This is a genomic window from Pedobacter jejuensis (genome assembly GCF_003725795.1).
Lineage (GTDB): Bacteria > Bacteroidota > Bacteroidia > Sphingobacteriales > Sphingobacteriaceae > Pedobacter > Pedobacter jejuensis.
This window is the reverse complement of record NZ_RBEE01000004.1, coordinates 83,879-103,301: the sequence shown is the minus strand read 5'-3', so window position 1 is coordinate 103,301 and position 19,423 is coordinate 83,879. Positions and strand designations below refer to the sequence as shown.

10 protein-coding genes are annotated in these 19,423 nt (G+C 35.9%); all 10 read left to right on the top strand.

Annotation, left to right across the window (positions count from 1 at the left end; translation table 11 throughout):
- Positions 1-202 precede the first annotated feature (202 nt).
- The 10 genes from D7004_RS03040 (at position 203) to D7004_RS02995 (ending at position 19,409) form a co-directional block, all read left to right on the top strand.
- Positions 203-4,240 carry a hybrid sensor histidine kinase/response regulator transcription factor gene (locus tag D7004_RS03040; RefSeq protein WP_123204400.1) on the top strand — a complete coding sequence of 1,346 codons (4,038 nt, stop codon included), beginning with the start codon at positions 203-205 and terminating at the stop codon, positions 4,238-4,240.
- A 74-nt stretch (positions 4,241-4,314) separates the two neighbouring features.
- Positions 4,315-5,283: a glycoside hydrolase family 43 protein gene (locus tag D7004_RS03035; protein ID WP_123204399.1), complete on the top strand. Its 969-nt coding sequence runs from the start codon at positions 4,315-4,317 to the stop codon at positions 5,281-5,283.
- 126 nt (positions 5,284-5,409) lie between these two features.
- On the top strand, positions 5,410-6,765 hold the full coding sequence (locus D7004_RS03030) for a BNR repeat-containing protein (protein ID WP_244214229.1): 1,356 nt from the start codon (positions 5,410-5,412) through the stop codon (positions 6,763-6,765).
- Positions 6,758-8,929, top strand: coding sequence for a family 43 glycosylhydrolase (locus D7004_RS03025; protein ID WP_123204397.1), 2,172 nt, complete (start codon positions 6,758-6,760; stop codon positions 8,927-8,929). Before D7004_RS03030 ends, D7004_RS03025 begins: the two co-directional genes overlap by 8 nt.
- A complete protein-coding gene (locus D7004_RS03020; RefSeq protein ID WP_244214228.1) occupies positions 8,926-10,050 on the top strand; it encodes a glycoside hydrolase family 88/105 protein in 1,125 nt (374 codons plus the stop codon). Before D7004_RS03025 ends, D7004_RS03020 begins: the two co-directional genes overlap by 4 nt.
- Positions 10,051-10,066: 16 nt before the next feature.
- Positions 10,067-11,320 carry a DUF2264 domain-containing protein gene (locus tag D7004_RS03015; RefSeq protein ID WP_208646780.1) on the top strand — a complete coding sequence of 418 codons (1,254 nt, stop codon included), beginning with the start codon at positions 10,067-10,069 and terminating at the stop codon, positions 11,318-11,320.
- Positions 11,321-11,668: 348 nt separating this feature from the next.
- Entirely contained in the window at positions 11,669-14,662 is a 2,994-nt protein-coding gene (locus tag D7004_RS03010; RefSeq protein WP_123204395.1) for a SusC/RagA family TonB-linked outer membrane protein, read from the top strand.
- A 10-nt stretch (positions 14,663-14,672) separates the two neighbouring features.
- Complete coding sequence (locus tag D7004_RS03005) at positions 14,673-16,298, top strand: RagB/SusD family nutrient uptake outer membrane protein (protein ID WP_123204394.1); 1,626 nt, start codon at positions 14,673-14,675, stop codon at positions 16,296-16,298.
- Between the two features lie 100 nt (positions 16,299-16,398).
- Positions 16,399-17,511: a glycoside hydrolase family 43 protein gene (locus D7004_RS03000; protein WP_123204393.1), complete on the top strand. Its 1,113-nt coding sequence runs from the start codon at positions 16,399-16,401 to the stop codon at positions 17,509-17,511.
- Between the two features lie 71 nt (positions 17,512-17,582).
- Positions 17,583-19,409, top strand: a complete 1,827-nt coding sequence (locus D7004_RS02995) for a glycoside hydrolase family 35 protein (protein ID WP_123204392.1) — start codon at positions 17,583-17,585, stop codon at positions 19,407-19,409.
- Positions 19,410-19,423: the final 14 nt, after the last annotated feature.

Below are 19,423 nucleotides of genomic sequence, written 5' to 3'. Positions count from 1 at the left end.
ATTACTAATAAATATTTAAAAGTATTTTCTCAGTAATATCAAAAGTTACCATTCATTTTTTCATAATAAATAATCAAATATTAACCATAAATTCAGTTTATTCTTGTATTAACGTTAATAATACGTTTATTTGTTAAAGCTGATTTATGGTTTGCTAAAAATTGTATATTCGTTAATACCAAATATCTCTTCTCTATAATTTATGCCATCTGCAAACAAGATATTAATTGCTTTTGCAACCTGTTTCCTGCTCAGCATAAAGTTTTGCTTCGCACAATCGCAGCCTTTACTTAAATATCTTGGTGTAGAAAGTGGCCTTTCAAATAACATCGTTAATTCTCTTTATTTAGATGGTTATGGTTTTATGTGGATGGGTACTTATGATGGTTTAAACCGGTATGATGGTTACAACTTTAAGGTCTTCAGGAACAATCAAAACGTAGATAATTCTCTTATAAACAACCATATAACCGTTTTAAATGGCGATAATCAGAATCGTGTTTGGATTGGTACGCAAAAGGGCGTTTCATATTATGGCTATGCTGATTCAAAATTCCATAAGTTAAAAGTAAAAGAAGGTGGTAAGCAAACTGTTTTAACGGCTTCAGTTAATTCAATTGCGATAGATAAAAACGGAGCTGTTTTTATAGCTACTGATGAAAATGGACTTTACTTGCTAAAAAAGGGAAGTGCTATTGCAAATAAAGTTTCATTAAATGATAAAGATTATGCAATAAAGGCACTTTGTTTAGCCAATGATGGACTGTTGTGGTTTTATGTGAAAGACCTAGGTTTGTGCAACTACAACCCATCAAATGCCAAATTAAAACTTATAAAACCTGATGTAAAAAATGTAACCAAAATTATTGCAGGTGAACAAAATGTTTTGTGGATAGGAACCGAGGCAGGGCTTTACAAATTTGATACTAAATCTACAATATTAGCTAAGCCTCAAAACTATCCTAATAACGATAACATTATGAACCTGATGCTGGATAAGCAGAAAAAACTTTGGGTTTCTACCGATGGCTCAGGAATTTATGTTTTAGATATCCGAAACAATAATGTTAATCATTTATCGGCAGGCAAAGAGAAGGGTTTGCTGAGCAGTAACTCCGTTGCACAAGTTTATGAGGATAGAGAATCAAGAAAATGGATTGCAACTTTACGAGGTGGTATAAATTTAATCGATCAGCAGAGTACTCAATTTAGAACCATAAAGAACGATGCCTTAAAGAGTAATTCTTTGGTTAATAATTTTGTGCTTTCTTTTAGCGAAGATGAGCAACAGAATGTGTGGATTGGAACCGATGGAGGTGGATTAAGCAAATGGAACCGGAAGCAAAATACATTTACCAATTTTGTAAAAAACAATGAAATAGGGTCGCTTAAGAGCAACTTTATAACCAGTATTTTAAACGATGCGGATAATAACATTTGGATTGCAAGCTTTAGCGGTGGCATAGATAGGCTTGATAAAAAAACACAAAAATTTATCCATTACTCTTGCTACAACAATGTAAAAGGTGTTGAAGAAGTAAATATCTGGAAACTTTTTCGAGACAAGGATAAAAATATTTGGGCGGGTACAACAAGAGGTGGCGCACTCTATAAATACGATGCACAAACCGATAAATTTGAGCTTTTTGATAATAACCTGAAAGATATTCATGCTTTGTTTCAAGATGCGGCTGGTAACCTTTGGGCTGGCAATTATACCGCTTTAATAAAAATAGACCCTTTAAAAAAACATCATCAGTTTACCAACATTAACTTGGCGGTAAGGGCAATAAATCAGGATTCGAAACAACGTTTGTGGATTGGAACCGAAGGTGGTGGTCTATTACAATTCAACCCATCAACAAAAAGCATCAAAAAATACACCGAGCAGGATGGTTTACCAAGCAGTTCTATCCTAAATATTTTAATTGATGCAAAAGATAATCTGTGGTGCAGCACATACAATGGTTTATCAAAGTTTGATGCCAGAGCCGGAACCTTCAAAAACTACTTTTCTTCTGACGGCTTACAAAGCAATCAGTTTAATTATAACGCAGCGTTAAAACTTAAAGATGGTGCATTCCTATTTGGTGGAATTAATGGCTTTAACCTGTTTTATCCAGACAGTATTAAAGAAAACAAGCGTATCCCTAAAATCGTATTAACCGATTTTAGAATTAACAATATTCCGCTCGATTTGGATTCGACGTATAAGAATGTATCCATTGTTGATTTGCAACAAATTTCCGTCCCATATAACTCTTCCTTATCTATTAATTATGCTGCTATCGAATTCTCGTTTCAGGAGCAAATCTCTTATGCCTATTATTTAGAAGGATGGGATAGGGGCTGGAACAATGTAAACAAACTAACAACCGCATTTTATTCCAGGTTAAGTGAAGGTGAATATAAGCTGCACATAAAAAGTACGGATACAGAAGGTGTTTGGAGTAGCAATGAAAAAGTAATTGTGATAAAAATTCTTCCTCCTTGGTACCGCAGTTGGTGGGCATACGCAATTTACCTCGCTTTATTTTCGGTGTGTTATTATGTGCTGCAAACCTACCGAAACAAGCAACGAAACCTTAAACACGAGGTAGAGCTTACCAACCTGAAAATGGAGCGTGCAAAAGATTTGAATGAAAAGAAATTAAACTTTTTCACCAACATCTCTCACGAATTGAGAACGCCGCTAACTTTAATTGTAAATCCTATAAAGGATATTTTAAATAGCAAGGAATCAGGACAAGAGAAAAACGATTTAAACGTTGTTTATCGCAACTCGCGAAGGTTACTGAGTTTGGTCGATCAATTATTGTTGTTTCGAAAAACCGAAAGTGAAAACGATACGCTAAACGTTGTAAAAATTAATTTGTATCGCTTTGCAAAAGAGATTTTTTTATGCTTTAGTTACCTCGCAAAAAATAACAATATTGATTATACTTTCGAATGTGATGATGAAGAGTTAAATATCTTTGCAGATAGAGATAAACTGGAAATTATATTTTTTAATCTCCTATCAAATGCCTTAAAATTTACACCAAATAATGGCTTCGTAAAGTTTAAAATTACCGCTAACGTTGGCGACATTAAAATTGAAGTTAGTGATAGCGGACCTGGAATTCCGGATGGAATAGGCGAAAAACTTTTTGATAAATTTTATAAAGTGATCAATAAAACCTCTTTAAAAATGGGTTTTGGAATAGGACTTTATCTGGCGAAAAACTTTGTTGAATTGCATAAGGGCAAAATATATTTCATAACCAAAAGTGGCATTGGTACAAGTTTTTTTATTGAAATGCCTATTGGCGAACCTGCAGGATATGACGATAAGCCACTGGAAACCGAACTTACTTATGTAAATGAATTAATTGCTGAAGAAGAACTAGAAAACGAATTGGCAGGAAAAGAAAACATTGGAAATCTAGCGTTATTAATTTCTGATTTACATTCTATACTTGTTGTTGATGATAACACAGAAATTATAGATTACATCAACCAAATTTTTAAAGATAATTTTAAAATCTATAGGGCAACAAATGGTATTGAAGGCTTAGAACTTTGCAAAGAATTTCTTCCTGATGTTGTAATTTCTGACGTGAATATGGATGGACTAAACGGAATTGAACTGTGTAAAGCCATAAAAGATGATTCTGCTTTGAGCCACATTCCGGTAATCTTGCTAACAGCCGATCCAAATGCTGAAATCAGGCTGCAAGGAATAGAAGTTGGTGCTTACGATTTTATCAGTAAACCATTTGATAAGGAGCTATTTACCGCAAAAATAAACGGAATTATTAAGAATCGAAAAAACCTGCAATCGTATTTTTATAACGAGATAACTTTAAAATCTGATACGCATAAAGTATCGCAAGAAGATAGAGGCTTTTTGCAAAAATGTATAAATATTATTGAAAGTAACCTTACCGAAGATAGTTTTAATGTTAAAACATTAGCGGCAGATTTAGGTATGAGCCACTCTAATTTGTACAAAAAAATCAAAGCGACATCTGGCCAATCCATTAACGGCTTTGTTCGCTATATACGGTTACGTAAAGCCGCCGAATTGCTTATTAATACAAATTTAAATATTAACGAAGCTGCATTTAGAGTTGGCATTAATGATATCAAATATTTCAGAGAGCAATTTCAAAAACTATTTAAGCTCACACCATCTGATTTTATAAAAAAACACCGGAGAACTTTTCATAAATATTACAACATACATGCAATGAATTAGGCTGAAGTTTTGGTTTTTACCGCGGTCGTCATTTCATAATTAAATACCTAAATCAATTTAAAAAAGACAAAAATATGTTATATAAATTTACCCTGTTAAGCCTGATTGTTGTGCTTTGCAACCTACACGCTAAAGCCCAGGAAAGCATTATTATCGCAAAGGGAAATCCAGTCATTACGGATAAATACACTGCAGATCCGGCTGCTTTTGTTTATGGCGATTCGGTTTACCTTTATACTGGTCATGATGTGGCTCCCAAATCCAAAAACAATTACGAAATGCATGAGTGGCTTTGCTATTCATCTGCAGATATGATTACCTGGAAAGCGCATCCATCTCCGCTAAATGTAAAAGATTTTAAATGGGCAAAAGACGATGCCTGGGCTTCACAGGTCGTAGAAAGAGATGGCAAATTTTACTGGTACGTGGCTACAGAACATGCAACTATCCGTGGGAAATCAATTGGTGTTGCCGTGGCTGATAACCCGAGAGGGCCTTTTAAAGATGCTCTTGGGAAAGCCTTGATTACAAACGATATGACCACAGATGTGAAAATTACCTGGGATGATATTGATCCGTCGGTTATTATAGATAATGATGGTCAGGCTTATCTTTTCTGGGGCAATCAAAAATGCTATTATGCAAAACTCAAAAAAAATATGATTGAGCTTGATGGATCAATAAAAACCATCAATATTCCAGATTTTACTGAAGCACCCTGGATTCATAAAAGAAAAAACTGGTATTACCTTTCTTATGCATCGGGTTTTCCGGAAAAGATTGTATATGCCATGAGCAAAAATATAAACGGACCATGGGAATACAAAGGAATTTTGAATAAGATTGCCGGTAACTCAAATACCAATCATCAAGCTATTATTGATTTCAAGGGCAAATCATATTTTATTTACCATAATGGTTCAATTAATACCGATGGTGGAAGTTACAGGCGCTCAGTTTGTATCGACTATTTGCATTACAACAATGATGGTACAATAAAAAGAATTGTAATGACATCTGAAGGCGTTAAGAAAGCCAACTAAATGTGATTTCAAGTGTATTGTGCGATTAGACCTGTCTTAATCTCAAAAAGCCCCCTTTTAAATATGATTTCACCCCCTATACAAAATTGGTTAAATTCGGTACTTCGGCTAACCAAATATACAAAGTTGACTAACCAAAATTTCAAGAGAACGATTGCCATTAGGCTGATTTTATGTTCATCATTATTTTTCCTTTTCCCGAGTTTTTTAAAAGCGCAAGAAATTTCAATTAGTACAATAGCCGAAAACGGATGGGCCAATAATTCGGTAAATGCGGTTATTTTCAGAAAAAATTCTCTCGTAACTTTTAATAATTATCAATATGCCGCATATTATGATTCAGAACAATTTGTTGTTTTGGCTAAGAGGAAAAGCGGCTCGAATAATTGGAGCATAAACAAAACACAGTATAAAGGTGATGCTACTGATGCGCATAAATCGATAAGTATAATTATTGATGGTTCTGGTTTTTTGCATGTAGCATGGGGTCAGCACAATAATTCGTTAAATTATGCCAAAGGGATTTCTCCGGGTTCGCTTACATTAGGCGAAAAATTAGTGATGGTTGGCGATAAAGAAGGCAAGGTCAGTTATCCCGAATTTTATAAACTTCCTGCCGGAGATTTACTTTTCTTTTATCGCGATGGAGGTTCTGGAAACGGAAATTTAATGATAAACCGTTATGCTGTCAAAAGCAAATCGTGGCAGCGCATTCAGGATGGAATGATTGACGGTGAAGGGAAACGAAACGCATATTGGCAGGTTGCAATCGATACCAAAGGTGCAATACATCTATCATGGGTTTGGAGAGAAAGTCCGGATGTAGCCAGCAATCATGATTTATGTTATGCAAAATCGTTAGATGGTGGCATAACCTGGCAAAAATCAACAGGAGAAAAGTATAACTTGCCAATAGTAGAATCTAACGCAGAATACGCTTTAAAAATTCCACAAAAAAGTGAGTTGATTAATCAAACATCGATGTATGCCGATGCCAATGGAAAAGTTTTTATAGCTGGTTATTGGCGGGAAAATCAAGATTCAATTCCTCAATACCATATTGTTTTTAATGATGGAAATAACTGGAAAGTAAACAATTTATCCTTCCGAAAAACTCCTTTTAGTTTAAGCGGCGGTGGCACTAAAAAAATTCCAATCTCACGACCGCAAATTATCGTTTGGCCCAACAAAAATCGTTTTGCTGCGGGTATAATTTTTAGAGATGCCGAGCGGGGAAACAAAGCATCAATCGCTATAAATCAGGACATCACATCAAATAAATGGCAAATTAAAGATTTTACAACAGAAAGCGTAGGTGATTGGGAACCGAGTTACGACACCGAACTATGGAAAAATAAAACCATATTAAACCTTTACCTTCAAAATGTAATTCAAATTGATGGTGAAGGAAAAGCAGCATCAAAACCTACGGCAGTTAAAGTGTTACAATGGAATCCAAAATTGATAAAGTTACATGAATAGACCAACCATACAAAAGCATCCGAATTACATATTTACTTTGCTTGTTTGCCTTTTTTCGTTTCAATCTTTTGCTCAAAAAGCAGCAAGCAATACCGAAAAAAACTCAGGCTATCTTTTTGTTTATTTCACCGGAAATGATAAAAAAGAAGAAGCAATACATTATGCCATAAGCAAAAATGGATACTCTTTTAATGCTCTAAATAATGATGAAGCCATTATTTCTTCCGAAAAAATAAGCTCTACAGGTGGTGTTCGCGATCCGCATATTTTGCGTGGTGTTGATGGAAAAACATTTTATATGGTGGTTACGGATATGGTTTCGGCCAAAGGATGGGATTCTAATCGGGCGATGGTGTTGTTAAAATCAACCGATTTAATAAACTGGACTTCCTCTGTTATTAACATTCAAAACCGATTTCCTAATAACGAGAATTTGCTTCGGGTTTGGGCGCCGCAAACCATTTACGATAGCAAGCAGAAAAAATATATGGTGTATTGGTCTATGAAACATGGAAAAGACCCAGATAAAATCTATTATGCTTACGCAAACGCCGATTTTACTGATTTAGAAACCGAACCAAAACAATTGTTTTTTAGTCCGACTAATGGTTCTTGTATTGATGGCGATATCATTTATCAGAACGGAAAATACAACTTGTTTTTTAAAACCGAAGGCAATGGTAATGGCATAAAAAAAGCCGTATCGAATGAATTAACAAAAGGTTATGTTTTGCAGGATAAATATTTGCAGCAAACAACAGATGCGGTAGAAGGAGCAGGTGTTTTTAAGTTAAACAACAGTGACGATTACATTCTGATGTACGATGTGTATATGAAAGGGAAATATCAATTTACAAAAAGCAAAGATTTAGAAACCTTTAAAGTTGTTGATAATGAGGTTTCAATGGATTTTCATCCAAGGCATGGAACAGTATTGCCAATTACTGGTTCGGAAATGGAACGCTTGGTTGCCAAGTGGTACAATGCTAAATCGGTATTTAAATCTGCACAATCTACATTCATCAAAAAGAATAATATCGTTGTAGATAGTGTTAATAAAAAATTATTCCTGCCTGTAAGTTATGGTACAAATTTAAAAAGCTTCGACCCAGAGTTTGCCGCCTTTCCTGGAGTAGTAATTAGCCCGAAAGGGAAGTTAGATTTTACAAAAGGTCCACAGAAAATAACGGTTTCAATTACCGGACAACCAAGTGTAGTTTATGAGGTACATGCCGCTGTAAATAATAATCCGGTATTAACAGGTTTTTATGCAGACCCGGAAATATTGTATGCTAACAAAACGAAAAAGTATTATTTATACCCAACCAGCGATGGATTTACGAGTTGGAGTGGGACTTACTTTAAAACATTTTCATCACCAGATTTGGTTAACTGGAAAGATGAAGGTGTAATTTTAGATTTGGTTAAAGATGTTAGTTGGGGAAAACGAAACGCCTGGGCGCCAACCATTACCGAGCGAAAAATAAATGGTACGTATAAATATTTCTACTACTTTACCGCTGCACAGAAAATAGGTGTTGCTGTAGCTGATAATCCTACTGGTCCGTTTAAAGATAGTGGAAAAGCATTAATCGCCTCTAAGCCTGCTGGCATAAAAGGTGGGCAAGAGATAGATCCTGATGTTTTTACCGACCCAAAAACCAATAAAAGTTATTTGTATTGGGGCAATGGTTACATGGCCGTTGCACCACTCAATGCGGATATGATTTCCATCGATACCAATGCTATCAAAATCATTACCCCAAATAAAGATTTTAGAGAAGGAACAGAGGTTTTTTATCGCAATGGAAAATATTACTTTTTATGGTCGGAAGATGATACAAGAAGCGAAAATTATCGCGTTAGATATGGCTATTCTGATTCGCCAACCGGTAAAATTACCATCCCCAATAACAATCTGATTTTAGTAAAAGATGTGGATAATGGTATTTATGGAACAGGACATAATAGTGTGATTCAGGTACCAGACAAAGATGAATGGTACATGATTTACCACCGTTTTACGCGTCCTAATGGAATTACAATGGGCCGTGCTGCGGGTTTTAATAGAGAAGTTTGCATCGATAAATTAGAATTCAATGCAGATGGAAGCATCAAAAAAATTATACCAACAATTACCGGAATAACACCAATAACTAAATGAAGATGAAATCCTACCTCAGCTTTTTGATGTTACTTTTTGTAGCGCTTGTATCGAACGCTCAAAAACTGCCATCAAAAAAAGAAGTGCTTAACATTATTGATAAAGCGAATACCTATTGGCAAGCTAATAATAAACCCCAAGTGCGCTCTTTTTGGGATAACGCAGCTTATCATACCGGAAATATGGAAGTAGTGGCTTTAACAAAAAATGAAACGTATCGCAAATATTCAGAAGACTGGGCGATTCATAACCAATGGATGGGTGCAAAATCGACCGATAGAAGTGTATGGAAATATAAATATGGCGAAACAGATGAACACGTTTTATTTGGCGATTGGCAAATATGCTTTCAAACTTACATCGATTTATACCATTTAAAACCCGAACCGTATAAAATTGCCAGGGCAAAAGAAGTGATGGAATATGAAATGAGTACACCGCAAAACGATTATTGGTGGTGGGCGGATGGTTTGTACATGGTAATGCCGGTTATGACAAAATTGTACAAAACCACTGGCAACACTTTGTATTTGGATAAGCTTTATGAATATTTTACCTATGCGAACAGCATTATGTACGATGCGGAAGCAAAGCTTTACTATCGTGATGCTAAATACGTTTATCCTCAACACAAAAGCACAAACGGGAAGAAAGATTTTTGGGCCCGAGGCGATGGTTGGGTATTTGCTGGTTTAGCCAAAGTGCTTAAAGATTTACCAAAATCGGATAAGCACAGAAGTGAGTACTTAGCAAAATACAAAGGCATGGCCGATGCCATTTTAAAAAGCCAACAGCAAGAAGGTTACTGGACACGCAGTATGCTAGATGCTGAGCATGCTCCGGGCCGTGAAACCAGCGGAACTGCGTTCTTTACCTACGGATTGTTATGGGGAATAAACAATGGCTACTTAGATAAAAAAACCTATTTACCAGCTGCATTAAAAGGTTGGAATTACCTAACAAAAACAGCTCTACAAGATAATGGAAAGATTGGCTACGTTCAACCGATTGGAGAAAAGGCAATTCCCGGACAAATTGTAGATGCCAACTCAACTGCAAACTTTGGCGTTGGTGCTTTTCTTTTGGCCAACTGCGAAATGTACAGATACTTAAAAAAATAACCGAACTAAAATACTCATGAATATCCCTATAAAAAAATTATCGCTTACCGTATTGATGCTTGCATGCTGTTCAATATTTGGATTTGCTCAGCAAAAGAAAACCAATAAAAAGACAGCAGTTTTAAGCGATAGGCAATTCTGGCTGCAACAGATGGATAAAATGGTGAAACCCGTTTTGTATAATCTCGCAAAAGATAGTCTACGCATAAATATGCCAAAGGTTACATCAATCCATATTGATAACAAAGAGCATAGAATTAAAGTTCAGTATGTTGAGGTTTTAGGTCGGGTTTTAAGCGGAATTGCACCCTGGCTACAGTTAGAAGGTGGAGATGCTGCTGAAGTTGCCTTAAGAAATCAATACAGACAGTGGGTAATTCAAGGTTTAAAAAATTCGTTGGATTCGAACGCCAAAGATTTTATGAACTATGATATTGGCGGTCAGCAGTTGGTAGATGCCTCTTATGTTGCGTTGGCATTTATTCGTGCACCATGGCTTTGGGAAAATTTGGATAAAAAAAATCAGGAGCTCATGATGAAATCTATCGTTACAACCAGAAAATTTAAACCAGTATTTAGCAATTGGTTATTGTTTTCTGCAATGAATGAAGCATTCCTGGCAAAGTTTGGCTACACCTGGGATCCTATGCGTGTTGATTACGCCATGCAACAAATGGAACAATGGTATGTTGGCGATGGCATGTATAAAGATGGCAGCACTTATGCATTTGATTACTACAATAGTTATGTAATTCATCCATATTTGGCTGGCATAGCTGCGATTATAGGGAGCAAAACCAAAGATTATAACAACCTGTTCGAAAAAATCAGAAAACGCAATGAGCGTTATGCAATTATCCAGGAGCGCTTAATCAATACGGATGGAACTTACCCGGCAACTGGTCGTTCAATTGTATATCGCGGTGGTGCGTTTCATCATTTGGCAGATATGGCTTTAAGAAAGGCTTTACCAAAACAGCTTAGTCCTGAGCAAGTTCGTTGTGCATTAACTGCAGTAATTAAAAAGACTTTAGAAAGTCCTACAACTTATAAAAATGGATGGTTAACAATTGGCTTATATGGTTCACAGCCAGATTTGGGCGATTTTTATAATAACCAGGGCAGCCCTTACATCTGCACAAATATTTTTCTTCCATTGGGTTTACCATCAACAGATCCTTTTTGGGCAAATCCTCCCGCAAAGTGGAGCTCGCAAAAAATCTGGGCTGGAGAAGATTTCCCTAACGACCATAGTGCAGATTTAAGATAATTTAACCCATCTAAATTTAAGATGAAGAGCATTTCTTGCTTAAATAAATAAACGTCTGTTTTACGTTTAAAATTTGCAACATATTAATCAATATTGTCTTTAAATGTCAATTTGTACTATAAAATAACAATTATACCCCTATTAATTACCGTATTACCCCTCATCAATGGCAGATAATTTATTGTTATTTGTTTTAACCAAATTATACAACAAGCTTATGAGCGAAGAAAGTCATCCATAACTAACAGTGCCATTCATGGCCAAAATTTTTAAAATCTTCTAGGTTTTGAAAATAGATTGATAAAAAATCAATCCCTAATTATAGAACAAACTAACCAAATAACTATTATGCTAAAAAATTTACTATCACCATTAAGGTGCATTATGGTTTTAATTGCAGTATTTCTTATTGCTGAGATAAACCCAAATCACTTGTATGCACAAACAGCAAATACTGATGTAACAGGTGTTATATTAGATGCAAAAGGTGGACCCATCCCAGGTGTTACCATTAAAAATCAAACCACAACTAAAATCGCCATATCTGATGGTAACGGAAGGTATAAAATTGCCGCTGCAAAAGGCGAAACCTTGGTGTATAGCTTTATAGGTTATACTTCAAAAACAGTTGTTGCAGGCGATCAAACACAGGTTAATGTAACACTTGCCGAAGAACCAAATAAAACATTAAACGATGTTGTTGTAATTGGTTACGGTACGCAAAAACGTTCTGATGTTACCGGTTCGGTTGTTTCCGTTCCAAAAGCAAGATTATCGCAATTGCCGGTTACCAATATTTTACAATCGATTGAAGGTGCTGTTGCGGGTGTGAACGTTACTACAACGTTATCTGTACCAGGCTCTCAGCCAAGTGCATTAATCAGAGGGCAAAACTCTATTACCGCTGGCACTGGCCCTTATGTAGTTGTTGATGGTGTACCATTAAGCAAAACAGGGGGATCTTTAAATGATATTAATCCTAACGATATCGCATCTGTTGAAATTTTAAAAGATGCAAGTGCTACCGCAATTTATGGAACAAATGGTTCTAATGGTGTAATCTTAATTACAACCAAAAGAGGTACAACTGGTAAACCTGTTATTCGTTATAGCGGTTATGCTGGTATCGACAATTTAGCCAATATATTAGAACCACGTACCGGACCAGAATATGCACAAAAATATGCCGACTTTTTGAAACAAACAGGTCAGGTGCAACAACGCCCGGTACCAAATATTGGCGAGTTACCAGCTTACAATGCTGGTACAACAACCGATTGGGTAAAGGAAGCTACACAGCAAGGAACTATCCAAGATCATAATGTGAGTATTTCAGGTGGAACACCAGAGGTTAAATATTTCATCTCTGGAGATTACTTAGACCAAAAAGGTGTTATAAAAGGATACAATTTTACACGTATTGGTTTACGGTCTAATCTAGATGTAAACGTAACCAGTTTCTTAACCGTTGGTACATCTTTATTTTTAACAAGTAATAACGATGATGGTGGAAGAGCAAATTTATTGTTTGCAACTGCAATGAGTCCTTACGGACAAGAATATAATGCAAATGGGACATACAAAATTTTTCCAATGGAGCCTGAGCAACTATACACAAACCCATTATTAGGCTTAACTACTACAAGATTAAGTAGGACAACAAATCTTAATGGAAATGGATATGCTGAAATTAAATTCCCTGGTGCATTATCAGGTTTAAAATTTAGGTTAAATGCGGGTTACACCTATTTACCCAAAAGAGAAGGAAGTTATATTGGCCGTTTGGCTAATGATTTAAATGGTACAGCAAGAAGTTTTAATGCATCAACAAATAGCTACACATTAGAAAATATTTTAACCTATTCTAAAGATATTAAAAAACATCATTTTGATATAACTGCCTTATACAGTTCGCAAGAACGTAAATATAACGAAACGACAGCAGGTGCAGTAGGTTTTATTAATGATGAATTGGGTTTAGATAATATTGGTGCTGGAGCAACACAAACAAGTGGTTCTTATAGAGATAGATACGGACTTAATTCGCAAATGGCTCGTTTATTTTATTCATATGATAGCCGTTATCTTTTGACTTTAACAGCCCGTAGAGATGGTTCATCGGTATTTGGTGCTAACACTACAAAATATGGCTTATTTCCATCGGCTGCTGTGGGTTGGAACATTACCAATGAAAGCTTTATGAAAAATGTGACGCTAATCAACAATTTAAAGTTAAGATTATCGTACGGTAAAACTGGTAATGAGGCTGTTGATGTTTACAGAACAATTACAACAGAAGGATCTGTACGCTATCCATTTAATGGTATTAGTACGATTGGTGTAGTTCCTAATAATTTAGGTAACTCTTCATTATTATGGGAAACTACAAAAACAGCAAATATTGGTTTAGATTTTGGAATTTTAAACAATAGGATTTCCGGTACTGTAGAGGCCTATCAAAATAAAACCAGCGGCTTATTATTAAGAAGAAGCCTGCCGATAATTACAGGTTATAGCAATGTGTTTGAAAATATTGGTAAAACAACCAACAAAGGTTTAGAGGTAACTTTAAATACCCAAAACTTTACCGGAAAAGATTTCCGCTGGGAAACTATGATAGTTTTTGCAACCAATAAAAATAAAATTACCGATTTGTATGGCGATGGCAAAGATGATTTAGGTAACAGATGGTTTTTAGGTAAGCCAATCAGGGTTGTTTACGATTATCAAATGACCGGAATTTGGCAAACAGGTGAAGATGTTTCTAAGCAAGATCCAACTGCAAGGCCAGGTAGCTTAAAATTTGCAGATTTAAACGGTGACGGTAAAATTACAGCAGATGATAGAACCATTTTAGGACAAATAGATCCTAAATGGACCGGTGGTTTAACCAATACGTTTCATTACAAAAACATTAATCTAAGTGTGTTTATTCAAACCGCACAAGGCATGACTAAAAACAATCAGGATTTAACGTATGGTGATGAAACAGGTAGAAGAAATACACCTGCTGAAATTGGTTACTGGACACCAGAGAATATGAGCCAAACCCGTCCGGCATTATCTTACAACAACACCTTGGGTTATGGATATGCATCTGATGCAAGTTACACCAGAATTAAAGATGTTACTTTAAGCTACGTTTTCTCGCAAAACATTCTTGATAAATTGCATTTGGGCAGCCTAACTGTTTATGCCAGCGGCCGTAACCTTCATACATTTACCAATTGGGTAGGTTGGGATCCAGAAAATAATTACTCATCAAGAGGTTCGGGCGATTGGGTAAATAATTATCCAATAACAAGAACATTCGTACTGGGTTTAAATGTTTCATTACGTTAATATAATCATCATGAAAAAATATATAACCATATTCGCATCATTATCAGTATTGTTTATTGCATTCTCATCATGTAAAAAAGCATTTCTGGATGAGAAACCATTTTCAGCATATACTCCATTAACGCTTACAGATTCTTTAGGATTCGAAGCATCGTTAATTGGATTGTATAACCACACCAGCACTATCTTTACATGGTCTGATCAGCAAGGCTGGCCAAGCGTGTGGCAAGTTGGTACCGATGTAGCAAATGCAACAAATAACCAACAAGGTGTAGAAATCCCGTATTACAATTACGCAACATTAACGCCTACTGATAATGGTGCTGCACGTACTTGGAACAGAAATTACATCATGGTTAACTTAACTAATATCATTATAGATGGTGTTGAAAACCCAAGTGTAACTACTTTAAGTGCCAATGGTAAAAAATTGGTAAGTGCGGAAGCAAAATTTTTTAGAGGTTATGCCTACAACAACCTAGCTACGCTATTTGGTGGTGTACCGTTAATAACTCAGGCATTATCTGGTCCAAAAACCGATTTTGTTAGAGCGCCAATAGCCGATGTAAATAATCAAATCGTTTCTGATTTGGTATATGCGGTAACCAATCTTCCTGATATCGAAGCTGTAAAAACGAACACTAAAGGAAAAATGTATGGCAGAGCCAACAAATTTATGGCTATGCAATTGCTCGCAGAAGTTTATTTGAGAATGGGTAAACCAGATTTGGCTGAACAACAAGCGCAAGCCATCATCAGCAGTGGTAAATTTAGTTTGATAAGAAACCGTTACGGCGTAAAAACAAGTCAGCGAGGTGATTATTATTCTGATATGTTTCAATATGGAAACCAAAGAAGAGTTCAAGGCAATACCGAAGCAATTTGGGTGTTGGAACAGGAAAATCCGGCTAGTGTAGTTGGTGGAATAAGTGATAGCCCTCAACAAAGAAGGGTATTTGGTGCTGCTTATTACAACATTGCAGGTATGGCTTTGGCAGATTCATTAGGTGGTCGTTCGGTTGGTAGGTTACGTTTAAGCAACTGGGTACTTTATGGTTTGTATAAAGGAAATGACATTCGTAATTCTCAATACAACATCCGTAGAAGATATTATTACAACGACCCAAATCCAACTTACGCTGCAAGATTTGGTAAACAAGTACCATTTACTGGTCCTGATACCTTAATTAACATTTGTCCGAGTACAACTAAGTGGGGTGCGTTCGATCCGAATGATACATTTGGATACGCAATGATTAAAGATTTTATCTTGATGCGTTTGGGTGAAACTTATTTATTACTTGCAGAAGCACAGGTTGCACAAGGTAAAACTACCGAAGCCGCTGCTACTATTAATGTGCTGAGAACAAGAGCCAATGCAGATCAGGTTACTGCTGCTCAAATGACAAAAGATTTTATTCTTGACGAAAGAGCAAGAGAATTAATTGGCGAAGAAAACAGACGTATGACTTTAATGAGAACAGGTACTTTGGTAGAAAGAGCATTGCGTTTAAATTCAAACGATGCATCGAAACCAATTACTGGTTTAACATCAAAAGCATTATTGTTGCCTATTCCTTTAAGTGAAATACAATTAAATAAGGATGCTGTGTTAACACAAAATCCAGGTTACTAATAAAATATTTTGGTTAGTTTATCGGGTCGTCTTCGGATGGCCCGATTTTTTAAAACTCAATTGCTATATTTCAATTTTAATACATCCTCAAATCTTTTCTATGAATAAGCGTATTCCATTCATCTGCACTTTACTTATTTATTGTTTTATTGGTTTTCAGGTTTTTTCACAAGAAACCTATACAGCGTTTACGCCTGGTAAAATCTGGAAAGATAATAATGGTGTTCATATTAATGCTCATGGTGGCGGTATTGTAGAAAGTAAAGGTGTTTATTATTGGTTTGGCGAACATAAAATAGCAGGGGAAAAAGGCAATACAGCACAATTGGGTGTGCATTGTTATTCATCAAAAGATTTATATAATTGGAAAGATGAAGGCATCGCACTTTCAGTTTCTGAAGATTTAAAAAGTGATATTGCCAAAGGTTGTATTTTAGAAAGACCCAAGGTTGTTTATAATAAAAAGACTAAAAAATATGTAATGTGGTTTCATTTAGAACTTTTAGGTAAAGGTTACGAAGCTGCACGGGCTGGAGTAGCTACAGCCGATAAAGTTACAGGACCTTATACTTTTATTAAAAGCTACCGCCCAAATGCAGGCAAAATGCCATTTTATTCAGCTCAAACACCAGAAAGCGAAAAAGTTAATTGCGATAAGCCCGCCAATAAAAGCGATGGATTTTTTTGTCGCGATTTACCAGGCGGACAAATGGCCAGAGATATGACTGTTTTTGTTGATGATGATGGAAAAGCTTATCATATATTTTCATCTGAAGAGAATTTTACATTGCATTTAGCTGAATTGACGCCAGATTATTTAGGTCACACAGGTAAGTTTATAAGAATTTACATTGGCGAACAAACCGAAGCGCCAGCCTTATTTAAAAAAAATGGAACTTATTACATGGTAGGTTCGGGTTGTACGGGTTGGGCACCAAATCCGGCAAGGTGGTTTAAAGCAAAATCTCTTTTTGGTAACTGGGAATATATGGGCAACCCGTGTGTTGGACCGGGAGCTGATAAAACATTTGGCGGACAGAGCACTTATGTGCTTCCTGCACCAGGCAAAAAAAATGCATTTATTTTTATGGCCGATAAATGGGAACCTAAAAATGCAATTGATGGGCGATATTTATGGCTTCCAATTCAGTTTGAAGATGACAAATTAAAAATCGAATGGAAAGATAAGTGGGATATGAGTGTCTTCAAATAAATAATTATAGAACAAGATATTAAAATTGTGCTTGCGAACGCTCGCACTAAATCAGCTACCTAAAAATCAAAATGAAAAAAAATATATTATTAATTATCTGCCTGTGTTTTTCACTAAATGGATTTACGCAGCAGAAACATACATTTCAATTGGGCAATAATGATTTTTTGCTCGATGGAAAACCTTTTCAAATTATCTCCGGCGAAATTCATTACCCACGTGTACCGAAAGAAGCCTGGCGAGACCGTATGAAAATGGCTAAAGCCATGGGTTTAAATACCATAGGCACTTATGTTTTCTGGAATTTGCACGAACCTCAAAAGGGAAAATTTGATTTCTCGGGGAACAATAACATTGCAGAATTTGTAAAAATTGCAAAGGAAGAAGGTCTGTGGGTTATCTTAAGGCCAAGTCCTTACGTGTGTGCAGAATGGGAATTTGGCGGTTATCCATACTGGTTGCAAACCGAGAAAGGCTTAGTGGTTCGCAGTAAAGAATCTCAATACCTGGAAGAATATAGAAAATATATAAATGAAGTCGGCAAGCAATTGGCGCCATTACAAGTTAATCATGGTGGTAATGTGTTGATGGTGCAGGTGGAGAACGAATATGGTTCTTATGCCGCTGATAAGGAATATTTAGACATCAACAGAAAAATGTTTATCGAAGCAGGTTTTGATGGCTTATTGTATACCTGCGACCCGGAGGCCGATATAAAAGGTGGTTACTTATCTGGTTTATTGCCGGCTATCAATGGTCAGGATAATCCGCTACGGGTAAAAGCGATGATTGATAAATACCACAATGGGAAAGGTCCGTATTTTATTGCAGAATGGTACCCTGCATGGTTCGATTGGTGGGGAACGCCGCATCATACCGTTCCGGCAGAAAAATATACTGGTAAATTAGATTCGGTATTGGCAGCTGGAATTTCCATTAATATGTATATGTTTCACGGTGGTACAACCCGAGCATTTATGAATGGTGCCAATTATAAAGATACTTCTCCGTACGAACCTCAAATAAGCAGTTATGATTATGATGCACCGCTGGATGAAGCAGGAAACGCAACAGAAAAATTCAGACAATTTAGGTCGGTTATAGAAAAGCATCTTCCAGAAGGGAAAAAATTACCTGCTATTCCTGCTGCAAAGCCTACAATTTCGATAGAACCATTTAAACTAACCAGTAGTTTGAGTTTACTTAACTCATTACCAACTTCAGTAAAAAACGAAAAGCCTTTAACTTTCGAAGACTTAAAGCAAGACTATGGATATATGCTTTATCGAACTAAAATTGCTGGAGGCAGAAAAGGTTTGCTTCAGGTTAAACAATTAAGAGATTATGCTTTGGTTTTTGTTAATCAAAAGAGGGTAGGCGTTTTAGATAGAAGAACACTTTTAGATAGTTTGGAACTTCAATTACCGGAGGGTGAAGTACAATTGGATATTTTTGTTGAAAATATGGGCAGGATAAATTTTGGTAAATATCTATTAGAAAATAAAAAGGGAATTACCGAAAAAGTATTGTTTGGAGGCAAAGAAATTTACAATTGGGAAATGTTTAGTTTGCCATTTAACAATACCGCCACGGTTTCGGAGAAAAATGCTTCATCGAATAAATTAAGCGAAAGTCCGTCTATGCAAAAAGGTACATTCACGCTTACAAAAGTTGGTGATACCTATTTAGATATGACCGATTGGGGAAAAGGTGTAGTTTGGCTTAATGGACATAATTTAGGAAAATATTGGTCTGTAGGACCACAACAAACTTTATATGTACCAAAAGAATGGTTAAAGGTTGGAAAAAATGATGTTGTTGTTTTAGAATTGTTAAAGCCGCAACAAAATGTCTTAAAAGCTAGAAATACACCTATTTTAGATAAGGTAAATCCATAATAAATCTTGAGATG

Excerpts from the sequence above, each read along its gene's own strand:
- D7004_RS03040 (WP_123204400.1), top strand. The coding sequence starts at position 203 with ATGCCATCTGCAAACAAGATATTAATTGCTTTTGCAACCTGTTTCCTG.
- D7004_RS02995 (WP_123204392.1), top strand. The coding sequence starts at position 17,583 with ATGAAAAAAAATATATTATTAATTATCTGCCTGTGTTTTTCACTAAAT.
- D7004_RS03015 (WP_208646780.1), top strand. The coding sequence starts at position 10,067 with ATGAATATCCCTATAAAAAAATTATCGCTTACCGTATTGATGCTTGCA.
- D7004_RS03025 (WP_123204397.1), top strand. The coding sequence starts at position 6,758 with ATGAATAGACCAACCATACAAAAGCATCCGAATTACATATTTACTTTG.
- D7004_RS03020 (WP_244214228.1), top strand. The coding sequence starts at position 8,926 with ATGAAGATGAAATCCTACCTCAGCTTTTTGATGTTACTTTTTGTAGCG.
- D7004_RS03000 (WP_123204393.1), top strand. The coding sequence starts at position 16,399 with ATGAATAAGCGTATTCCATTCATCTGCACTTTACTTATTTATTGTTTT.
- D7004_RS03010 (WP_123204395.1), top strand. The coding sequence starts at position 11,669 with ATGCTAAAAAATTTACTATCACCATTAAGGTGCATTATGGTTTTAATT.
- D7004_RS03005 (WP_123204394.1), top strand. The coding sequence starts at position 14,673 with ATGAAAAAATATATAACCATATTCGCATCATTATCAGTATTGTTTATT.
- D7004_RS03035 (WP_123204399.1), top strand. The coding sequence starts at position 4,315 with ATGTTATATAAATTTACCCTGTTAAGCCTGATTGTTGTGCTTTGCAAC.